The organism is Paenibacillus sp. FSL H8-0280, assembly GCF_045040665.1.
In the GTDB taxonomy this organism is placed as follows: domain Bacteria; phylum Bacillota; class Bacilli; order Paenibacillales; family Paenibacillaceae; genus Paenibacillus; species Paenibacillus xylanexedens_A.
Window position 1 is genome coordinate 4,238,146 of record NZ_CP150296.1, and the last position, 20,814, is coordinate 4,258,959.

Below are 20,814 nucleotides of genomic sequence, written 5' to 3' on the forward strand. Positions count from 1 at the left end.
GCTTTAATGCTTCATCTTCGCTTTCAGTCTCATCCAGTCTTATGCTGAAGCTTCGACAGTGTACGCACAACCATATCCCTGTTCTTTGCATCTTTAATATAAGCCGGAATACTATGTGAAGCTGTTCTTAAAGGCATATTTCTAGGTTTCTCACGCAGATCTGCGGAAACATAACCAATGAGATAATTCAGGTGCTCCCGATTCACAGCCCATATGATTTTTCCTCTGAACTCATCCAGGAAGTATAACTCCAACCCGAATACAGGATCTTTCCCTGCACGAATCTCGGAAAAACACCTTCCGTATGTCGATTTGGCATGTAATTCAACCTGATTAACCGCACCACAATGCGGACATTCCACATGCGTTGATCGGTGAGAAGTCTTCTTCCCGTCTGTGACTTCCACGTTAAACCAACGTTCACATACAGCACAATTCCCCTTGGCTTTATATTGATATACTGGTTCTTCAAAAGCTTGAGCGTAACATTCGTAACATTTCCACCCCATTTGACCATTCCGTTGATCAATCGAAGCGTGCCCACCGCATTTGGGACATTTCACATCAATCCGCTCTCCCCGTCGAAGAACCGAATAGAAACTATACTTATACGCACCTTCATCTTCGAAACGTTTCATCCTGTATCTACCCCTTTCCTGAAACTACAACGCACCGCGTCATAATACTCAACATTTACCAATCCATCTCTCTAAAATTATATGAAACTCCGTTCCTCAGCACAACAATTGAAGACAGATTGTTGGAAATGCCTCTAATACGACATACCCAAGTGTGTGCCTCATCACACCCGTCCCCACCTCAATAACGTAATCTATAACTAAATAACTACTGAAATGAAAGAAAACCTGCTTTTTAGATTGTGAAAAACATCACTTGAGTAAAGGTTGTGCATCTATGTTTTCCTTACTGAATGTATATAAATGGTTACTCGTATTCGCCATATTTACAGCAACTCTCTTTCACTGTAGTTCAACCGATACGGTTAAACCTGTTCACCACGATGTAGTCTCCTCCTCCTCTGCGGTCAATCAACCCCCGGTGGACCCGATCATTCGCAGAGAAGGTACTACGGTATATATTGAAATGACGGCCCAGGTTACAGATATCGAAATCTCCGAAGGAGTGATATACAACGCTTGGACATTTAATGGTACCGTTCCCGGACCCGTCCTACGAGTGAACGAGGGAGATACCTTGGTGTTCACGTTAAAAAATAAAGATTCCATCCTGCCTCACTCCATGGATTTTCACGCTGTACATGCTTCTCCCAGCAGCAAATTTATTGATGTGATGCCAGGCGAGGAAGGCACGTTCACCTATCCAACCTCCTCACCCGGTGTATTCATGTATCACTGTGGAACCAAACCGGTTCTTGCCCATATCGCAAACGGGATGTACGGCATGATTATTGTGGAACCCAAAGCAGGATACCCTTCTGATCACTTGGTTGATCGTGAGTATACCCTTGTTCAGAGTGAATGGTACAAAGAGCATGATTATGAAGCTTTTTTGAACGGGGAACCGGATTATGTCGTATTTAACGGCAATGATTATGGATTAGTAAAACATCCCCTGTTAGCCAAAGTAGGAGATACGGTTCGGATTTATGTCAGTAATGCCGGACCCAATGAAGTCTCATCCTTCCACGTTGTGGGGACCATTATGGACCGTGTGTATACCGATGGGAATCCACGCAACATCCAGTATGGAATACAGACGGTTATGCTTCCCGCAAGTGGTGGAGCTGTCGTAGAGTTCACCGTGACCGAAGAAGGCGATTATGCGATTGTAACCCATCAGTTCAACCATGTAGCCAAAGGCGCTGCCGCTGTTCTGCGTGTGACCAAGGATGGAACTGATCATGGTGGACCCGCGATGTCTCACTGAGACATGACAATAGATAATGGCTATACCTATCCTGAACAATTCGAGGTGATTAAACGATGATCTGTACACACGAAGCGAAGGATGCCTGTTTCTCCAAAGTATCTCTGTTCCAGCATCTTGATCCATCCGAAGCTGCCTTGTTAATCTCCCTTCTGCATACCCGCAAATATAACAAAGGCGAAGTTGTCGTCCAGGAGGGAGAACGCTCAGATACGCTTTATGTGGTTCATCAGGGATGTGTGAAGTTATCCATATACAATGAAAATGGCAAGGAACATATTATTCGGTTTCTGTTTCCCGGCGATTTCTTCGGACAAGATTCCCTGTTACACCAAAAACCACATGCCGCGAACGCCGAAGTTCTGGAGCCTTCAGCCATCTGCTCTATTAGCAAGCATGACTTTGATCAGTTACTCGAACATGATCCAAAGCTTGCTTATCATTTCCTGCTTGCCATTACCAATCTTCTCCGTGAAACCGATGAATGGAACCGCTCGCTCAGTGCGATGACAACGGAACAGAAGATTGCCAAGTTGCTTTTGTATTTTCATACCCGAAATCATGCAAAGCATGAGATCCGCTTGCCTGTTTTCAAAAAAGATATGGCGCTGCTGCTCGGGATCACACCCGAAACACTTAGTCGCAAACTTACTATGATGCAATCTCAGGGACTGCTTCAGGTTACAGGGAACTGTATCCTTATTCTGCAATTGGAGCAGCTTAGGGAAAAAATTGAACCACCTGCCCGAAGCCAATGAACTGGGTAAGAAAGCTTGCGGATGCGAGGAAGCTGTGCTGGCAAAAAAAGAGTATCCGATCAGAAACTACTCTGTTCGGATACTCTTTTTATATAAATTCAACTCAGCGATCGGAAGCTTATTCTGTCATCTACAGATCCAACAACAGCGACACAAGCAATCCCATGGATGCAATCAAACCCACTACAGGTCCACCCTCTTCAAAGGCTTCTCGCATCATCGTCGAGCAGATCATGGCAATGATTCCACCACCTGCAAATGCACCAATCGCTGCACCCATTTCCTCTGGAAGCTGCTCCAGAAACAGATATCCACCCAGTGCTGCAATCGCGGAGATCAACAGTACACTCAGCCACATTAATATGATTTTGACACGACTGTACTTGCCCTGTAGTCCAACCGTACTGGACAGACCTTCAGGAATGTTGCTGACAAAGATCGATACTACCAGGACCACACTAACACCGTTACCGGCCAGCAAGCTGGCACCAAGCATGATGGATTCCGGGATAGCATCCATTACTGTTCCTGCAAAGATCCCAAGCCCGCTTTGGTTCGAGTCTCCCGACTTTGCTGAACGTTTACGCCCTGCGCCTCCCTTTGCCGAAACGAGCAGGTCAAACAGGGTGTATACAACGGCACCCGCCGTAAATCCAATGGCGGTAGGTATAATTCCTCCATCATTCAGCGCATCTCCGAGAAGTTCAAAGGTCGCTGCACCAATTAATGTTCCTGTCCCAAACGCCATGATCCAGCCAATAACTCGTTTGGGAATCTTCAGAAACAAGGCTGCGAGTGCGCCAATGACAACCGCTGAGGCAGAGATGCCGCCCCACATGAATGCAGTCCACATCCGGGCCGACCCCTCTCTTGTTTAATCATATTCTATCATTCCATTAACCCAGGTTGAGTAATCAAAAACAGTGATATGGCTTTACGGTGATCTATATCACCTGATGTGTTTAAAAATCACGTTATGATGAAATAATGTCGTCGTTCAGATCTATGAACACAGAGAGGAGAGATTCTCATGAGTAGGGTAAACAAAGATACAACAGCAGAGTTTCTACAACAGTTCCCCATCTTTCAGGACCTTAGCCCCGAGGAATTAAAACAAGTCGAAGATATCGCCATTTCCAGAAGCATTCAGAAGAGATCGGTTATTTTCAGCGAAGGAAGCGAAAAAGAAGCTGTCTTTTTTATCCGTACGGGCATTGTAAAGGCCTATAAAACCGATGAGAACGGGCATGAACAGATTGTCTCTTTCCTCAAAACAGGAGATATGTTCCCACACACCGGCTTTTTTAACGCGCACCCTTACCCGGCTACCGCAGAAGCCATTACCCCTACCGAACTACTAGCCATACCTGTCCGACTTTTCGAACGATTAATGCTGAGTACACCCTCCATTGCGATCAAAATTATGCGTGTGCTCGGTGATAAAATAAGAGAATTACAGGATAAATTGCAAGTGCTCTCTGGTCAGGATGTACGCAATCGTGTGCTTTCTTTCCTTCTTATGCTCGCAGAGCAGCACGGACAAATGCATGGGGACCAGATTATCATCAACCTGCCCATGACACATCAGGAGTTTGCCAACTCCATTGGAACGACAAGGGAAACAGCGAATCGGCTTTTAAACCAGCTTACAAAAGAGAATTTGCTCGAAGTGGATCGCAGCCGGATCATCATTCATGATTTGCAGGCTTTGAAGCAACAAAGAGATGCGTGACCACCCTGCACCCAGATACACTGTTTTCTCCTACGCTATTACATTAAACTGTGTGTGCACAAAGAGACCTTAACGACCGTAATCGATGTTAAGGTCTCTTTCGCATGCACAATTAGCAATATACGTATCAGGATATTGTTAGTTTTGGCTTGCCCATGGCACTTTTTCCATACAGGATTCTGACTTAAATAAGGCGAGTCTATGACATTAAAAAAGGTGTGAGCAGGCTCACACAGCCCCCTCTTCACGTTTTCTATAATCAAATTGCAACACCACACTATCCCTATATGGAGGAATGACACATGAACACATACGCAGCAACCATTAATGCCACGGAGTATCCACCGCATTTGAAACATAAAGTTATTTTCGAAACGTTTGATCAGTTGCAACCACAGGAATCCATGCTACTCATTAACGATCATGATCCTAAGCCACTTCGATTCCAATTCCAGTCCACACATCCCGACGGCTTCAACTGGGAGTATATTGAGCAGGGCCCTACAACCTTCCAAGTCAAAATCAGTAAATTATAGATTGGAGCTGAATCGCTATGGCGCACGTTGAAATCATTGACGATACTACACTTCGCATCACGCTGCGGCTGGAAGACGCCACAACCATGGTTCAATTGGCACAGCGTGAGCAAGCAGAATATGCGCAAGAGATTATCACCATTTACGAAAAAATGCCTGTGTTCGAATACACTCATTTCTGTTTTTACGCCTATGACAGTGCAAGACTTTTTGAGCGTGTGCTCGGGATGGACCCCAAAGCCTATCTGTCCTTCTCCCTCGATGCGCCGGAGTCATTCTTCTATGCGCTGTACGGTGGAATGGCAGCCCTGTATGAATCATCTCTGCAGTTGGTACAGCGGGCGGATGTAGCTAGTGCAGGATCGGATGTGAACGCACATGTCTGCATCTGATGTCCATATTGTTGAATTGGATGTGCGTCCTCATCTGAGTAAAAAGTTGGAGCCGTTTCAACTGATCATGGACACGGTCAAAAGCCTTCAACATGAAGATGTGTTTGTACTACATGCTCCATTCAAACCAACGCCCCTGCTCGGTATTCTCAAAATGAAAGGATACTCCAGCACATCGGAACGAAAAGGTTCAGATCACTGGGTTACCACGTTTGTGCACAAAAAAAACAAAACCGGTGCCAAAGCATGTTCTGCAATGGTTTTATCTGGATCGGAAGTCGATTCTGAGCCCGGTTCAGACGAAGAATCAGCTTCATGCAAAGGACATCCAGAGGAGCAAGCTGTCGCGATTGAAAACTTTGAATCCCTACAGGCGCCCACCGTTATACTGGACAATCGCAGATTGGAACCGCCACAACCCATGATGCGAACACTTGCCGCACTGGAACGTTGCAAACCTGGGGAAGTCGTACTGATTCATAATGACCGTGTGCCAGTCTTCTTGATTGAAGAGTTAAACAATCTCGGTTGCCCCTTCACGGTTGAGGATCAAGCCGATGGTACGGCCAAAGTGAGAATTGAAAAAGGGTAAGGAGGCAAAGGCCATGTCCAGATTGCCGTTTCTTTTTATCATCACGGGCATCTTTGGATTTGTAATGTATCACGCATTCTCCCTGCTCTCGCTGACAGGCTGGCTTGGTGATGAACTCAGAGGACCCGAAGGCTGGTTTCATGCCCATCTGTTTGTACTCGGTTGGGCAACCATGCTGGCTATGGGTGCAGTTTATCAGTTGATACATGTTATTTTGCAATCCAATATCTACAGTCTGTTTCTTGGTTATTGTCATTATTTCTTGTTCAGTATCGGAATCGTGGGCATGTTATACGGCTTCATCCGTGCAGATGTCATCTGGATTGCGGGTTCTGCTACACTCGCGCTCTCTGGCATTCTGTTGTTCGGATGGAATATGGCCGTTACCCTCCTCCGTGCCTCACAGTGGAATCCGGTAACGATCAGTGCAGCGTGTTCCTGTCTTTATCTGGTTTTAACCGGGCTTTCCGGTATGCTGATGGGTCTGAATTTTGCCTTTGGTGATTGGAATGGTCTGCATGAACGATTATTCGGTGCACATATCTGGATGGGAACACTCGGCTGGTTTGGCATGTTAATTACCGGCTTCAGTTACAAAATGCTTCCGATGTTCTACCTGTCGCACGATTATTCCATTCGACTGCAAAAAGTGGTCTTGGTTCTGTGGAATGCAGCTGTAGTTACAGGTGTTGTCGCATTTCTGACAGGTATTAAGGGAGGCCTGCTCTGGCTTGCGCTCCTACTTCTAACCGCAGCCCTTCTGTTCTATGTGTATCACTTGGAGCAAATTCAGGAGAAACGGCACAAAAGTAACCCAGGTCCGGGTATCCGCTGGTCTGTGTATGTAAGCCGTGCGTTTGCTGTATATGCTGTTGCCCTACTGATCTATTCCTCGCAAGGGACTGAACTGCTGCTCCATCCACGTGTTGTTCTGCTGTCTGGATGGGTATATCTCGGGGGTTGGGTGTCTCTTAACATACTTGGCTATGCCTCCAAAATCGTGCCTTTTCTATGGTGGACCCACAAATATGGCAAGCAGGCAGGCAGACCCGGAACACCGCTGATGGCAGGTATGCTGAGTGAACAGTATGTCAATTGGGGTATGCTCGCCATGGTCGCTGGAAGCCTTTTGCTTGTCAGTGGAATTCTGATTAATCTGGCTGAGGTCATGATGGTTGGAGGGACGATCTTGTCTCTTGTCTCCATCGTTTATATAACAAATATTGCTTTGGTATTCCGACGTTAATATTAATAAGGTGGACTGGAGAGTGAACATGATGGAACAAACCACGCATTTGCTAGAATGTCTCAAGGAAGTGTATGACCCTGAATTAGGAGTCAATATCGTTGACCTGGGTCTGGTGTATGAAGTAAGGGAAGAGCCTGAACGGGTACATGTACGGATGACGCTGACTACACCAGGTTGCCCGCTGCATGATACGATTGTCGGAGCGGTAAAATGGGTTTTGCAGGAAAATACAAATAAGACTGATATTGATGTTCAAGTCGTCTGGGAGCCACAATGGTCTCCACAGCTGATGTCGAATGAAGCCAAGGAAATGCTGGGATACTTCTAGGCAGAATGAACAGTGACCGGATGAATGAACAAATTGCTGCCGGAATACGAAAAAGCATACTTAAGATCTGATGTTCTCAGACCCAGGTATGCTTTTTGTTTTGCGATGGGAACATACTCTTGATCAAGATATTCTTGAATAAAAATAAATAAGGAAACTCCAGAATAGAGTTTCCCTTATATTAGTGCCTATCAGTGTATCATTACATCAATTACTTGATATTAAATGTTAGATGTCCTTTGCATAGGATGCTGCTGGTACTTTATTTAACACCACGAACAAACGGACCTCCCGATCTCCTGTATTATGGAATGCGAACTCGACCTCACCGCCGCAATGAATCACATCCTCTTGTTTCACCGCTTGTTCTTTTCCATCCAGAATAAGTGTGCCTGTGCCTTCGAGTACCAGCAAAATAACGTCTGTGCCCGGATGTTTATGAACGGGAAGCTGCTGACCTGGCAGAAAATGAAGGACAAAGGTCACTCCTCCACCCTGTTGGAATAAAACCCGTTTCGTGAAACGGTCCTCGCTGAACGTTTTGACTTCTTGCAATGACGTAATACTCATGATAATCGTCCTCCTCGATAATATAATCTGTGAATATATTCATCTTATCGCAAGAAAACCCGCGTTTCCTTGATCTGAATCAAGAAAATGCGGGCAATAAACAAATCATGGTCGGTCCTAATGACCGTTTGTTTTTAAGATGGTTACACCATCATTTTGCGCAGAGAAGCGATATATCTCGAACGTATAATGATGAAATAAAACGTCTGTGCAAGTACAAAGGCACCAAATACAGTCAATACCGGCATCGTATAATTGGTAATACCGAATTCAGTAAGAAATGGCTTAACTACGACCAAAGTTTCAATGATAGCTACTCCGATCGGTAAAAAGAACAGGATAGCAATCTGAACGGTGGATGATCGTTTCATCTCTTGGAAACTGAGACCCATTTTCGAAAGAGAATGCACCATTTTTCCATCCGCTTCAAGATCGGTATGCAGTCTGAAATACAAAAAGCTTGCGGAAGAGATGGAGAAGATTAATCCGATAAATATACCCAGAAAGGTAAAGAGTGCTGTACCCTGTCTGTATCTCTCAAAATCTCCATATCGAGTGGTCAGAAATCCGGAGTAATTCTCATCCGAAGCATTATCGCTTCGAATGGTATCTGCGGACGACAGTAGCTGATCGCTAACCATGGCTTCCGAGGAGTGCCGGTCAGGTACAGCATGACCCCATGCCGGAATCTGATACAGAACTTTGCCTGATAACCTATTTGCATTGATCTGTTGTGTGATCTCTTCAAACTTCTCATCTGGGAGAACGACTACACCTGTAGAATAGATCAAGGTTGCGAAACGTGGTTCTACATCCGTAGCTGTAACTCTTGCTTGCAATGAGCCATCCTCCAGATTCAGAGTCAAGGTGTCTCCTTCCGCATAATTGCGAAACCTGTTTCGATCGATCTGATCCTGATCCTTCTCATTACGCGAATCTACGAATAATGCTGATGCTGAATCCAATTGGAACGTCTTTTTTCCTTGGATCGCATTGAATCGGTTGTAATGACTGAGCGGCATAACCGAGACAGCACTCTGATCCGCATCAGACCAAAAGTACTCCAGATACACTTGCTGATAATTTAAGCCTGCTGCTTCAAGTGTCGAATCAATATAGCTCATATCCATTTGATCGGAAGGAGTGTACACATTGTATTTGACTGGAAAATCGTTGTTTGTAAACTGCTCCCGGTTCTCCTGATCCAGTGACAAAATTACAACTGCACTCATTGAAGCAATCGCAATCACCACGGTCACCATAAAGAGCATGCGGGCATTATCCTTCATTTTATAGCTCATCTCTGAGATCCATAACAGACGTGTACCATGCCATACCGTTTTACGATTACGCTTCAATAAACGGATGATGAGCACGGAAAGTTGTGAGTAGAAGAAATACGTCCCGGCTATCCCTGTTACTGCTGCAAGCATGATTGTTCCGCCATTTAACCCGTTACGGAGTACCACAAAACCTACTGTAAGTAATGCAAATCCAAGAAGGGAGAAGAACCATGAAGCTTTGGGCTCTTTTTTAGGTTTGCTGGTCCCCGTCAAAAGTTCTAACGTCCGTTTGTTTCCGATAAAAACCAATGTGAAGAGTGAAATGCAGAAAAATAATAACAGAAAGGCCCCGATCGTAATCAGAATCGCTTTCACGGGAAAATAAAAAGGCAGATCATCCATCCCTATAAAACGAGTGGTTAACATCAGGAACAACTTGGACAACAACATGCCTCCGCCGATACCGGCAATAATGGACAGGCAGCCGATCAACATGTTTTCCAAAATGACCAATCTCCGAATCTGTGCGGGTTCTGCACCAAGTATGGTCAGAATGCCAAACTCCTTGTTCCGTGATTTGAGGAAAGCACTGATGGAATACATAACAAAGAAAAATGCAAACACATACACGATAATCGAAGCGATCTGCATGCCCGTAGCGGTTGTGTCACCCATTGGCAACTCTGCCACATATGGATGATAGATAAATACCGCATAAGCGAAGAAGATCATGACCATAAACACACTACTTAGAAAAAAAGCAATATACGCTCGCCCATTACGGCGGATGTTATTAAACGCGAACTGAGGAAAGCTCATGTGAATTCCCTCCCCAGAAGGATAAAGTATCAATGATCCGTTGGAAAAACGTCTGTCGATTATCTCCGCGGTGTACCTCGGCTGCCAGTTTTCCGTCCTTGATGAACACGATGCGGTTGCAATAACTTGCCGCAAGCGGGTCATGTGTGACCAACATAATGGTCGTTTTCTCCTGCTGGTTCATCTGTTCAAGCGACTCCATGACCGCCTGAGATGAGGTAGAATCCAGCGCGCCGGTTGGTTCATCTGCCAATACAATTGAAGGCATATTGATCATGGATCTCGCAATGGCTGTGCGCTGTCGCTGTCCGCCCGAGATTTCGTAGACTCGTTTATCCAGAATGTGATCAATCCCGAGCTTGGCTGTAATGCGTTGTAGTCTACTCTCCATCTCCTTCAGTTTGACCTTGTCCAGTGTCAATGGAAGTACAATATTCTCAGCAACAGTCAGCGTGTCCAACAGATTGAAATCCTGAAAGACAAATCCGAGTTCCCGACGTCGGAACATGGCAAGTTCTTTCTTTTTCATATCAAACGGGTTCATGCCATTAATGAGCACCTTGCCCGAGCTGGGTTCATCAATGGTGGAGACCATGTTTAACAATGTAGTTTTGCCACTGCCCGACGGGCCCATAATACCCACAAACTCACCTTGCTTGATTGTCAGATGAATATCACTAAGGGCTTGAGTCTGCACTTTGCCCTGATATACTTTGTTCAGTCCTGATACCTGTAACATTTCCATGCGTAATTCCCTCCTGATCCATCATTCTTTATACGTTATTTCTATTCTTATCCTAACTGACCTCCCGTAACGGTGCTATCGAATTACCTTAAACTTCCCTTACAACGCGTTTAAGGTTTTGTTCCCCTACCTTCTCGATTACACTTCTGTGCATTAAAAAAAGCACCTCGCCCATGGGCAAAGCACTTTTCACTTCGGATATTTCGTATGAACCCAGCTGAATCTGAGCAACGTTCCCTCATTGGGCTCCGAAAACAACTCAACACGGTTATCCAGGCGGGCACTGATCTCACGGACTAGATATAATCCCATTCCCGTAGATTCATGGTATTGTCTGCCCCGTTCACCTGTAAAATAGGGATTAAACACCCGATGAATATCTTCGGACGAGATGCCGATCCCCTCATCCTGAATGTCCAGGATTGTACGCTCTTCCTGCTTATAGCCTGTAATGATCACTTTTTTGCCTGATTTGCTATCGGAATAATTCACGGCATTGGTCAAAATCTGGGTGAACATGAACCGCAGCCACTTGGAGTCACTGTAGATCTGAGGGTCGCCCTCCATACGGATATCCGGCGTAATGCCTCTACGAATAAATAAACGTCGGTTTTCCGCTATACTGCTCCGAAGCACCTCATGCAAGGATAACAATTCCACCCTGAAATCCCCTTCGAACTGTTCAAGCCGTGATGAATGCAAGACCATTTCAAGTCCTTTGCGCATTTTATCCAACTCATCCTGAATACTGCCCGCCGTCTCATCGTCCACATCTTCCAGGGTTAGCTGGATAATGGACAAGGGTGTCTTCATCTGATGAACCCAACGATTCATGAATACCACCTGTTGTTCCTTACTAGTGCGTAATTGACTTATCTCATTCTGCCGATTACGCTCCAGTTCATGTAACAATTCCTGGATGGCTTCCGCCACGACCGAATTTCCAAGCGCTTGGAAAGGCTCGTTTACCAGTTTGCGTGGTTGTTGAAGCAGACGGTAATATGCTCGCAACTGGAAGTAACGAGTGACCAGATAAACCATCAATACCACGGTACTGATCAGCATGCCATAGAGAACAATCTTCATCGGACGGCCCTCACCAGAGAGCCAGTAGACACACGGAACCAGCAGCATCTGTAACACATAAAATCCGACTAACATCTGGTGGTCTTTCAGGAAAAGTCTCATTTCCCTTTCCCCTGTGCGGACGAGTCCAGATCCAACACACGATAACCCGCTCCGCGTACCGTCTCCAAAATCTCTTCTGCACCCAGCTCCTTCAACTTCCGGCGAACACGTGTAATATAGACATTCAACGTATTATCATCAATAAAATGCTGATCTTCCCACATCTGTTCTAGCAATTTTTCTCGGCTGACCACTCGCCCTGCCTTCGCCATCAGCGCTTCCACCAGTATCGCTTCCTTCTGTGTCAGCTCGGTAGAACGCTCATCATATTCCAATACAAATCGCTCAGAATAAAGGATCATGGGACCGTTCTTCACCTTTGCTTCCTGCTGCACAGCAGCGTAAGAACCATAGGCTCTGCGCAGCTGACTGCGGACTTTGGCAAGAACGACTTCATATTGAAAAGGTTTTGTAATATAATCATCCGCCCCATGTTCCAACGCCATAATCTGATCCATACCACTATCCCGAGCCGATATGAATAAAATGGGACATATGGAATGTGTGCGTATCTGTCTGCACCAATAGTAGCCATCATATTGAGGCAAGTTCACATCCATCAGCACAAGGTCCGGCTTCACTTCCACAAATTCATCCAGTACATGACGAAAATCATCTGTGACCTGTACATGGAATCCATTTCGGGTCAGATAAGCCGCCAGCAATCCTGCTAACTTGGCATCATCTTCAACCAACAATATCGACTGCATCGTTAACCCTCTTTCCGTTTCCTGACGTCAGTGTATCACATCTAGTTACCCATTCTAGTCGGAAACGGCTTGAAAATAAAGGTTTAGACCACGAGACGCCCCCTTTTCTCTGCCAAACCAATGATAGCTTCCACCCCTGAGTTAAACTCAAGAAAGTCCTGCTCAACCCCATCGCTGAATATAACACCATCCTCTGGCATCTGGGATACAATGTGCAATGGTTGCTTTGAATTAATCTGTCCAAACACCAGATTGGCAGCTGTCGTCCGGCTCGGAAACGGTTCACGTACTGAAAAATATAAGTACGGCGCATCCCAGTTAAAATGATTCAGCTCCTGCCTGCTTCCATGAATGGATGCGGATGCTGTAGCGACCTCAACTTCGGAATTCATGTTCTGCCATGCCGCCGATCCTACAATGCCGGTAGCTCCCGCCAGCACACTTTTGAACCAGCCAGTCGATCCCATGCCTGTGGAGACAATGATACCACTGGAAGATTGTTGTTCTGCGGATGAACCCAAACGCACTTCATAACGGGCCGATACATGCGTCTTCCGACCAATGAACAGATCGTTCACACCATATAGATACTGCCCATCATTGAGTTCCACTTTAGCGAGAGTGACTTCTTTTAAGGTTCGTTGCCTACGAATGACATCAGGGACAATAAAGCTCAGATCCTCCACGGTAAAAGGTAATAACACGCCATCCCACCGCATCGGGTCCGGGTTCACCCCGATGAGCGGCTGCTCGGTTACGTATTTGAGGGTGTTGGCTACAAGCCCATCCTGTCCAACCACGACCACGATATCTTGCTCTCCAAAGATAAAATTGGGCACATGTTCTCGATCAATCGTCTGAACCCGTCCCAATTGCCCTAGTTGCTGCTGCGCCTGCTGCACAGATAGCCGATAACGACGGTCTTCCTCCATATAATCACTGAAGTCAGCGCCCAGACGTTCAATATAGAACTGAGCTTGCTGCACCGTGTTATATCGAACCACCAGCTCTTCCAGTCTGGTCCGGCGTTTCACCAGAATCAGTTTATGTTCGCTCATTCGATCATCTGCCGCAGGCTGCTGACGTACAGATTTCCCTGCCTGCTCTGCTTGCTCTCTTCTTCCTAATCTCATCTCGCTCGACCTCCCTGATCTCTGCCTGGCGCAGGAGACATTAATCCCTGTAACAGATCCGGCGAGATATTAAGCTGCCCAATCTTGCCTGCATTTTCAGCCAGTTCCTGGAACGCGAGTGCGATCAGCTTATCGGAATTCATGCCCATATTCGCCATTGCTTGCAGTACATTTGGCTGTACATTTTGCAATGAGTTCATCACGGCAGCAATCTCATACGCTTTAGCATCTGCTTCGGCATTGTGATTGGCAATGGTTAACTCAATCAGTTGCTGCTTACGTTCCTCCATCGCTGTATTAAACTGAAGCTGCTCCTGCTCCATCTCATTTTGTTTCTGTTTCACCGAGCGTTCTGTCTGCAATTGGGTCTCACGAATTTGCTGTTTTTTTGTCTCTACGGCAATTTCAGTGTTCAGTTCGTTCTCTTTCACTCGTCTTTCCTGTTCAATGGAGGCATTGCGACGCACATAGAGCGCTTCATCTGCCTGACGCAAAATTTCTTCCCGCGCTTGAGCTTCCAATGCACGCATCGTCTCTTTATTAGGCAGAATGGCTAGTATCGATAGACTCATCAACTCAACACCCAGTTTCTCCAACTCTTCACTTTGCACAACTTCGCGTTTCATGCTGCTTGCCAGCCGTTCACTGGATTGAATGGCCTCCTTCAGCGGCATTTGCTCCAAATGTTTCTTAGTTAGTACTTTCGCTATGGTGATTACCCGTTGGTCCAGCTTGCCGGGGTCGTCGGAGATATACCGATTTTTGCGCAAATTGTACGTGTAATTCAGGCTCTGGGTTATTTTCAAATAATCCACTATGCGATAGCTTAGCTGCCCTTGCACAGTAACCGTCTGATAATCCGCCGTAATCTCTTCGAACATGAACGGTACATCCACCGAGGATACGGGTAGAACCACTACCGATGTGGTCGGCTCATAATAATAGAAGGACAATCCTACACCTTGTCGTTGTACCTCACCATTTTTCACTTTCATGACATATTCACTGGGTTGAAATTTCGCAAATCGGAATCCAAACATAACTCATTCCCCATTTCTTAATATTGTCGTTTTGATATTATCGAAATGATAACAAATGAATTCGATATTGTCAATACGACATTAATGAAATGTTTAGATGCCTATTTAAAGAAAGCGGGTCCGTTCTATATAAGTTAACTAAAGATTATTTACACTGACACTCCGATGACAGAATAACCTTCTAATCGCTGTTATCACCGGATTTTCCCTTTTCTAAAGGGAAAATCCGGTGATAAAGGCGAACGCTTCGCTTTTTCAGTTTTTTCTGTCCTCTCCGTTATCGTGTAAATCAATAGTTAAACTTATATAATCTCTTTTCACAAAAAAATAAAGAGATCGAATCCTATGATTCGATCTCTTTACCTGCTACGTTATTTTCTATTAATGCATGCTGATGATGCACCAGGCATCCTTCATAATAAAAACGGACTTTTTGAACTATCTCTAATACAGTTGTTCCATCAGTCTCGCAATTGCAACAGCACCCTGTGCACGGTTCGCTGTTTCTTTCGGAGCAAACGTGCCATCAGGCATGCCGTTCAGCAGTCCAAGTTGTTGCATCGAAGCTACAGCTTCTTTTGCATACCCGGCGATCTCGGCGTTGTCTACAAATAAAGTATTTCCTTGTGCAGCATTGTTCGCATCCTGATCACGTTGCACAACCTGCAGTGCTCTGTTCAGCATAACGGCCATATCTTCTCGTGAAATACGTTCATTGGCTCCAAAGCTTCCATCCGCCCGGCCTTGAATAATATTCATTTCAATGCCAAGTCGTACTGAATCGGCATACCACTGCCCTTCCTTCACATCTGTTGGGATCGAAGTAGATGGATCGGGCTGGCGTGTATCACCAATACCTTTAATAATCATTTGCAAAAATTGTGCTCTGATCAGTTCACCTTGTGGGGCAAAACGTGTTGCACTCATCCCCGTAATAATTCCCTTCCCGTAGAGGTTCTGCACTTCTTGGAGAGCCCAATTGTGATTTTGCAGATCATGTAATGGCACTTCAACTTCTGCAATGACATAACTGCCGGATTCCAGCGGTTTGAACGCCATCGTCTTTGTCTTGTCATCGTACTTGGAATACGTAACAGGTTTCATTTCACCACTTGGAGATACGGAATGTACAACCATAACTACATCATTCTTTTTAGGTTGCTCCACATTGGATAGAGCAACTTCAACCGCTCTGTTTGTCCATTGCAATGGCTTATTGTTCATTAACAAACTTACATCAACAATCGCATGATTACCGATCGCTGCTTTTTGCGATGTAGTCAGTGTATCTGTCGATCCTTTTGCCACTACGATGTCGAACGTTCCCGCAGTCTCCGCAATATTTAGCGGGAGTGATTTTAGAGGAACACGAACGGTAGTTTGTCCTACGACTACATCCAGGGATTTCACTTCCTCAGAACGAATCCATGCTGCCAGTTGACTTGCAGCCAACTGGAATGTGACTGTCTTGGCTGTGTCAGGCACATCTGCAATCAGCTTCAACGTACGATTTCCTGCATCCATGGATTGCAGTGCCTGAGTTAATTGGGATGCATCCGGACGAATAGAATACTTGTCATCCCCGGTTGCTGTTCCGTTTACCGTTATTAGACCTTTCGCTGGCGGATTACCAGGTTCAACCGGTGGTGTTACAGCCGGATTCCCCGTTGAAGGAGCTGTTCCCGGGTTGGAAGGTTGTGATGGTACACTTGGTTGGGATAGCTGGCCAGGGCCAGGTGTTAAATCTTGACGTACAAGCTTACTCACGGCATCTTGTAACGCACGATCCGCATTGCTTACATCTTGCGTTGAAGATTCAACATCCAGAATGAATGCCTTCGCTTCAGAAAGCGCCTTACTAAATACATTCCAGCTTGAAGTCGTGTATTCGGTTTGCTTTAATTTCTCAGCGCTAACTACAGTAGCTTGCAGTGCAGATTTGTCCGCCGGGAACGTACCGTATGCTTCAAATTCCATGAATCCTACCCATGTGGGACCTGTTTTAATCGTTACCCGAATATAACGTCCCTCCGTGCCTTCTGGAAGTACATGGCTAGGTGCGGTCGATACAACAACATCACTTGTGGTGTCCACTACTTTCACAAATTTTTTGTTATCATTGGACACTTCGATCGTATATTTGATGCCACCACTCCACATCGACATTTCGATTTTGCGGAGGTTAGCAACCTGACCCAAATCCACTTGCCACCAGCTATCCTTACTCTGGTCTGTTCCCCATGAAGTGTTCGGGTTGTTGTCAATTGCACCTTCAGGAGAGTTGGCTTGATTGCCTCCAGTCCCTGCACTGCTTGAAGCCGTTGCCGCTTTGCCCGTCGTTAAAGCCTCCAGAGAGACCAGACTAGTAAAGGCTTGTTTCAACGTATTCAGTGCTGAATTCACCTCAGACTGAACAACAGCATTGTTATCTCGGACCTGAATCGCTGCCTGCAAAGACTGTTCCAATACAGACCAGCTCCGGCGTGTATAGGAAGATTTAGTCTGCTGCTGCATTTGTTGAATGTACTGGTGCAGTTGTGTTTTGTCCACATTGGATAGACCTTGAATGGCATCATGCAAACGTTTAACTGCTGTATTCGCATCCGTCTGTGTTGCTCTTGGATCATTCAAGACCTGTTCAGCGCCTTCCAGCACTTTGGTCAATACCGCCCAAGTGGCCGCAGACCAGTCAGCCTGCTGATACGTACGTGCTTCCGATATTTTGGCTCTGAGCTCGTCAAGCTGCGGGGGGACAACCTGCATCTGCTGCATCACACGTTCTAGTGCTGTTGTCGCTGCATCTGTATCCGCTTGAGTCACCCCACCCGGCGTGTATGCCTGTTTGTATACGTCTTTCGCTGCCGAGATTGCCGGAGCCAGAGTCACCCAGCTTTCCGAAGTAAAATCAGTCTGTACCAATGATTTAGCTCTTGTAAGTGCCGCATCCAGTTGCTGGCGGTCTGCGGGCAGAAGACCCAATCCACGTTTGTACACATCAAGGGACCATAACGCTCTGCCTTCATACGAATGCCCGCCGTTGGCCGGAAATTCATCGTAGTCAAACATCGCTTGGTTCTCCCACGCATTCCCTTCAGATGCAATCCAGCCTACACCGGCCGGAATCCATGCTGGCTCCCAGTAGAAGAAACCTGCACCATGATTATTCGGCACATTTGCAATCATGTCCATAATGCCAGCGATGGCATCATATTGACCTTGAACGGTTGCGGGGAAGTCTGCTCCCCCTACATGAAGCGCTTCGTCCGATCCGATGATATTTCCATGAGCGTCCCCGTTTTTGTAGGAAAACGGATAGGACGTTTCAGCGATAATGACATCTTTGCCAAACTCGGCTGACACTTCATTCATCGTTTCCTGTACATCCGCAAACGTCCCATGCCAGAACGGGTAATACGATAGTCCGATAATGTCATAGTCCAATTCGCCTTTACTTAACTCTTTAAAGTACCATTTGAACGTATCCACCTTACCACCTTCAGCCAGATGGATCATAATCTTCACCTTATCCGCGTTATCGGTGATCTCTCCTTCTACTGCACGTACAGCATCAACTCCGCTTTTTAGCAATGCAACATTTTGCTCGAAATCCACGTCACTGCTCAAGCCGTTCAGAACACCACTGTTGATCTCATTACCGATCTGCACCATATCAGGCATGGCGCCCTCTGCTTTCATTTCTCCCACAACTTCAACCGTATAATCGTATACGGCTTGCTTCAGCTCTTCAAAGGAAAGACCTTCCCAAGCTTTAGGACGAAGCTGCTGTCCCGGATGAGCCCACTCATCGGAATAATGGAAATCAAGCAATATCTTCATACCTTTTTTCTTCACCCGCTTGGCCAAACGAATGACATCTTCCTTATCGTTGTATCCCCCTGATTTCTGTGGATCATTCCACAGACGAAGACGCACATAATTGACACCGCGATCCTTGAGAATATCAAGCAAATCACGCTCTGTACCGTTGCTGTCCACGTATTTTCCGCCTTTGTCCTCAATGGCAGTCAACGTGGAAATATCGACACCTCTAACATAGTCTTCACGATATCCCTCAACGATCACCGTAGCTTTAAGCTGAGGCTCTGGAGGCGCACCATATACTGCACCTGTCACGGTAAAGCTGCCCGCATGTGCGTACTCTGAAGGGTCAATACTGTCCCATTCCACTGGAACCATTCCTGATTTTCCATTCTGGTACCATGCTTTTACCAGATTAGGCAGAATTGGCGCACTTCTTGTCACCGTTCTCACTTCGATCTCATCATATCCTTTAATATTGGCTGGTTCAGTTCCTTCTGCTTCTCCCCACACTTTGAACTCCAATATTTCTGGCCAGACTCCCTCACCCTTGTAAAAGGAGATGTTCAATCTGATGTATCGCACATCATTCTGCTCAAACGTCAGATCAGCGATCTGTTTGGGATCGGCATTTTCACCTTGATCAACAACTTTGGTCCATGCCTGCTGGTCAGCAGAGGTTTCTACCATATATTTCACAACCGTGTTTTCTCTCCATGTTATTTCCGCTCCGGACAGATTGTAGTCTTCACCCAGATCAATCATGACCCACTGTGGTTGTTCCGTTGTCACTCCCGCCGTAGCAGTCCAATGCGTGTCACTTTTACCATCAACCAAATGGTCCTTCTTACTTCCCCACTCCAAATATTCTGTGCTTACCTTAACGGCCTTGTTAAGTGCCACGTTCACTTTTGCATCTTCTGCAGCCGCTGGACGAACCATCAGTCCCAGATCACAGAATAGCATCAGTAACACCAGACACCCGCTTATGTACCTTTTGTTCACTCTTGATCTCCCCCTTTTTGTGTTTGATTGTGCATGGATCAATGAATGTTATGAATCCTCCTCATTGTAAGCGCTTAATAGTGATAGGCGACACGGCATAATCCAAAGGAAACAGCAGTTATTTTAACAATGTGCTCCTGTGACAGTTACATTTGAGCTATATTAATCACACTATCTTGCAACAGAAAGCAAAAAAATCTGTCCGTCCACCGGAAGGTAGAACAGAACAGATTTTTAGGTATATGAACGTTACTACACTTATTTGGTAAGTTTCAATTCAAGCTGTACCTGAATGTCATTTTCAGTCGAGAGCACCACGGAGTGCGGATTTTCCATTCCGAAATCTTCGAACGTTACCATGGATGTTGCCGACAACAACACTTCGTTATTCTCATAAGCGGCTTTTGCATCGAATGTCACTTCTTTTTCAATACCTTTAACCGTAATGGTACCATTCATTTTGATATCAACCGTTTGACCGACAGGCCATTCCGCAGGAACCGCTTCAAATGAAGTTGCTGTAAATGTAGCTTGTGGATATGTAGCAACGTCGAAGAAATCGGCTTGCTTCACGTGACCATCACGCTGTCCATTCCCGGAATCAATTCCGTCCATCTCGATCTGTCCTTCTGCCTTCATCTGAGAAGCATCATCTACATTAATTGTCCAATTCCCTTTTACCTGCTCGTCCACAAAGTTAACGGTCTCCTGCGATGTAGTTACAGAGAAATATACTTTGGAACTTTCGCTGATGCTCCAGTCTCCGTTCAGTTGCTCTGCTCCAGCAGTTTCATTGGCTACAGGCGTTCCTGTGCTATCTACAGCTGTTGTGGAAGTTGCTGCGCTGGCAGGAAGCACCTGTTCAATCTCCACGTTGTTCCCCAAGTAGCTATTTGCGAGATAGTAACCACCGCCACCAATTACGGCAACCGCCGCCACACCTGTAATAAGCCATGCTTTTGCTTTCTTGTTCATCTGTATGTTTCCTCCAGTATATTATTGTTTAA

At 45.8% G+C, this 20,814-nt stretch carries 19 protein-coding genes; 8 read left to right on the forward strand and 11 right to left on the reverse strand.

Annotated elements, in window-relative coordinates; genetic code table 11:
• Window positions 1-29: 29 nt before the first annotated feature.
• Window positions 30-638, reverse strand: a complete 609-nt coding sequence (locus tag MHI12_RS18470; RefSeq protein WP_405169999.1) for a hypothetical protein — start codon at window positions 636-638, stop codon at window positions 30-32.
• A gap of 277 nt (window positions 639-915) precedes the next feature.
• Here MHI12_RS18470 and MHI12_RS18475 point away from each other — a divergent pair, with 277 nt between their 5' ends.
• Together MHI12_RS18475 and MHI12_RS18480 are read left to right on the forward strand one after the other, a co-directional pair.
• Window positions 916-1,908: a multicopper oxidase domain-containing protein gene (locus MHI12_RS18475; protein WP_405170000.1), complete on the forward strand. Its 993-nt coding sequence runs from the start codon at window positions 916-918 to the stop codon at window positions 1,906-1,908.
• A gap of 56 nt (window positions 1,909-1,964) precedes the next feature.
• On the forward strand, window positions 1,965-2,666 hold the full coding sequence (locus MHI12_RS18480) for a Crp/Fnr family transcriptional regulator (RefSeq protein WP_405170001.1): 702 nt from the start codon (window positions 1,965-1,967) through the stop codon (window positions 2,664-2,666).
• Between the two features lie 130 nt (window positions 2,667-2,796).
• On the opposite strand, the gene MHI12_RS18485 is transcribed toward MHI12_RS18480, so the two are convergent.
• Window positions 2,797-3,519 (reverse strand): ZIP family metal transporter, encoded by a 723-nt coding sequence (locus tag MHI12_RS18485; RefSeq protein ID WP_405170002.1) that lies wholly within the window; start codon window positions 3,517-3,519, stop codon window positions 2,797-2,799.
• A 177-nt stretch (window positions 3,520-3,696) separates the two neighbouring features.
• Here MHI12_RS18485 and MHI12_RS18490 point away from each other — a divergent pair, with 177 nt between their 5' ends.
• The 6 genes from MHI12_RS18490 to MHI12_RS18515 all read left to right on the forward strand — a co-directional run bounded on the left by MHI12_RS18490 (window position 3,697) and on the right by MHI12_RS18515 (window position 7,495).
• Window positions 3,697-4,398: a Crp/Fnr family transcriptional regulator gene (locus MHI12_RS18490; protein ID WP_405170003.1), complete on the forward strand. Its 702-nt coding sequence runs from the start codon at window positions 3,697-3,699 to the stop codon at window positions 4,396-4,398.
• Window positions 4,399-4,700: 302 nt separating this feature from the next.
• Window positions 4,701-4,934, forward strand: a complete 234-nt coding sequence (locus MHI12_RS18495; RefSeq protein WP_036613358.1) for a DUF2249 domain-containing protein — start codon at window positions 4,701-4,703, stop codon at window positions 4,932-4,934.
• Window positions 4,935-4,951: 17 nt separating this feature from the next.
• Complete coding sequence (locus MHI12_RS18500) at window positions 4,952-5,326, forward strand: hypothetical protein (RefSeq protein ID WP_405170004.1); 375 nt, start codon at window positions 4,952-4,954, stop codon at window positions 5,324-5,326.
• Complete coding sequence (locus MHI12_RS18505; protein WP_341007981.1) at window positions 5,313-5,918, forward strand: DUF2249 domain-containing protein; 606 nt, start codon at window positions 5,313-5,315, stop codon at window positions 5,916-5,918. The genes MHI12_RS18500 and MHI12_RS18505 overlap by 14 nt, the downstream gene beginning before the upstream one ends.
• 13 nt (window positions 5,919-5,931) lie before the next feature.
• The gene (locus tag MHI12_RS18510; RefSeq protein ID WP_405170005.1) at window positions 5,932-7,164 is read left to right on the forward strand and encodes a hypothetical protein; all 1,233 of its coding nucleotides are present in this window, start codon (window positions 5,932-5,934) and stop codon (window positions 7,162-7,164) included.
• A gap of 31 nt (window positions 7,165-7,195) precedes the next feature.
• Window positions 7,196-7,495 carry a metal-sulfur cluster assembly factor gene (locus MHI12_RS18515; RefSeq protein WP_036613395.1) on the forward strand — a complete coding sequence of 100 codons (300 nt, stop codon included), beginning with the start codon at window positions 7,196-7,198 and terminating at the stop codon, window positions 7,493-7,495.
• Between the two features lie 228 nt (window positions 7,496-7,723).
• On the opposite strand, the gene MHI12_RS18520 is transcribed toward MHI12_RS18515, so the two are convergent.
• From MHI12_RS18520 to MHI12_RS18560, 9 genes are all read right to left on the reverse strand, one after another.
• Window positions 7,724-8,065, reverse strand: a complete 342-nt coding sequence (locus MHI12_RS18520; RefSeq protein WP_405170006.1) for a cupin domain-containing protein — start codon at window positions 8,063-8,065, stop codon at window positions 7,724-7,726.
• Between the two features lie 143 nt (window positions 8,066-8,208).
• Window positions 8,209-10,167: an ABC transporter permease gene (locus MHI12_RS18525; protein ID WP_341007984.1), complete on the reverse strand. Its 1,959-nt coding sequence runs from the start codon at window positions 10,165-10,167 to the stop codon at window positions 8,209-8,211.
• A complete protein-coding gene (locus MHI12_RS18530) occupies window positions 10,142-10,912 on the reverse strand; it encodes an ABC transporter ATP-binding protein (RefSeq protein WP_341007985.1) in 771 nt (256 codons plus the stop codon). The genes MHI12_RS18525 and MHI12_RS18530 overlap by 26 nt, the downstream gene beginning before the upstream one ends.
• 189 nt (window positions 10,913-11,101) lie before the next feature.
• Window positions 11,102-12,100, reverse strand: coding sequence for a sensor histidine kinase (locus tag MHI12_RS18535; protein ID WP_405170007.1), 999 nt, complete (start codon window positions 12,098-12,100; stop codon window positions 11,102-11,104).
• Window positions 12,097-12,810 carry a response regulator transcription factor gene (locus MHI12_RS18540; protein ID WP_405170008.1) on the reverse strand — a complete coding sequence of 238 codons (714 nt, stop codon included), beginning with the start codon at window positions 12,808-12,810 and terminating at the stop codon, window positions 12,097-12,099. Before MHI12_RS18540 ends, MHI12_RS18535 begins: the two co-directional genes overlap by 4 nt.
• 83 nt (window positions 12,811-12,893) lie before the next feature.
• Window positions 12,894-13,868 (reverse strand): sugar kinase, encoded by a 975-nt coding sequence (locus MHI12_RS18545; RefSeq protein ID WP_405173023.1) that lies wholly within the window; start codon window positions 13,866-13,868, stop codon window positions 12,894-12,896.
• Between the two features lie 71 nt (window positions 13,869-13,939).
• The gene (locus MHI12_RS18550) at window positions 13,940-14,983 is read right to left on the reverse strand and encodes an SPFH domain-containing protein (protein ID WP_405170009.1); all 1,044 of its coding nucleotides are present in this window, start codon (window positions 14,981-14,983) and stop codon (window positions 13,940-13,942) included.
• 444 nt (window positions 14,984-15,427) lie between these two features.
• Window positions 15,428-19,807, reverse strand: coding sequence for a glycosyl hydrolase 53 family protein (locus MHI12_RS18555; protein ID WP_405170010.1), 4,380 nt, complete (start codon window positions 19,805-19,807; stop codon window positions 15,428-15,430).
• Window positions 19,808-20,065: 258 nt separating this feature from the next.
• A complete protein-coding gene (locus MHI12_RS18560; RefSeq protein ID WP_405170011.1) occupies window positions 20,066-20,782 on the reverse strand; it encodes a YceI family protein in 717 nt (238 codons plus the stop codon).
• Between the last annotated feature and the right edge of the window lie 32 nt (window positions 20,783-20,814).

Excerpts from the sequence above, each read along its gene's own strand:
- MHI12_RS18525 (WP_341007984.1), bottom strand. The coding sequence starts at position 10,167 with ATGAGCTTTCCTCAGTTCGCGTTTAATAACATCCGCCGTAATGGGCGA.
- MHI12_RS18535 (WP_405170007.1), bottom strand. The coding sequence starts at position 12,100 with ATGAGACTTTTCCTGAAAGACCACCAGATGTTAGTCGGATTTTATGTG.
- MHI12_RS18485 (WP_405170002.1), bottom strand. The coding sequence starts at position 3,519 with ATGTGGACTGCATTCATGTGGGGCGGCATCTCTGCCTCAGCGGTTGTC.
- MHI12_RS18550 (WP_405170009.1), bottom strand. The coding sequence starts at position 14,983 with ATGTTTGGATTCCGATTTGCGAAATTTCAACCCAGTGAATATGTCATG.
- MHI12_RS18520 (WP_405170006.1), bottom strand. The coding sequence starts at position 8,065 with ATGAGTATTACGTCATTGCAAGAAGTCAAAACGTTCAGCGAGGACCGT.
- MHI12_RS18495 (WP_036613358.1), top strand. The coding sequence starts at position 4,701 with ATGAACACATACGCAGCAACCATTAATGCCACGGAGTATCCACCGCAT.
- MHI12_RS18505 (WP_341007981.1), top strand. The coding sequence starts at position 5,313 with ATGTCTGCATCTGATGTCCATATTGTTGAATTGGATGTGCGTCCTCAT.
- MHI12_RS18545 (WP_405173023.1), bottom strand. The coding sequence starts at position 13,868 with ATGAGCGAACATAAACTGATTCTGGTGAAACGCCGGACCAGACTGGAA.
- MHI12_RS18470 (WP_405169999.1), bottom strand. The coding sequence starts at position 638 with ATGAAACGTTTCGAAGATGAAGGTGCGTATAAGTATAGTTTCTATTCG.
- MHI12_RS18515 (WP_036613395.1), top strand. The coding sequence starts at position 7,196 with ATGGAACAAACCACGCATTTGCTAGAATGTCTCAAGGAAGTGTATGAC.
- MHI12_RS18490 (WP_405170003.1), top strand. The coding sequence starts at position 3,697 with ATGAGTAGGGTAAACAAAGATACAACAGCAGAGTTTCTACAACAGTTC.
- MHI12_RS18540 (WP_405170008.1), bottom strand. The coding sequence starts at position 12,810 with ATGCAGTCGATATTGTTGGTTGAAGATGATGCCAAGTTAGCAGGATTG.
- MHI12_RS18500 (WP_405170004.1), top strand. The coding sequence starts at position 4,952 with ATGGCGCACGTTGAAATCATTGACGATACTACACTTCGCATCACGCTG.
- MHI12_RS18510 (WP_405170005.1), top strand. The coding sequence starts at position 5,932 with ATGTCCAGATTGCCGTTTCTTTTTATCATCACGGGCATCTTTGGATTT.
- MHI12_RS18530 (WP_341007985.1), bottom strand. The coding sequence starts at position 10,912 with ATGGAAATGTTACAGGTATCAGGACTGAACAAAGTATATCAGGGCAAA.
- MHI12_RS18475 (WP_405170000.1), top strand. The coding sequence starts at position 916 with ATGTTTTCCTTACTGAATGTATATAAATGGTTACTCGTATTCGCCATA.
- MHI12_RS18560 (WP_405170011.1), bottom strand. The coding sequence starts at position 20,782 with ATGAACAAGAAAGCAAAAGCATGGCTTATTACAGGTGTGGCGGCGGTT.
- MHI12_RS18480 (WP_405170001.1), top strand. The coding sequence starts at position 1,965 with ATGATCTGTACACACGAAGCGAAGGATGCCTGTTTCTCCAAAGTATCT.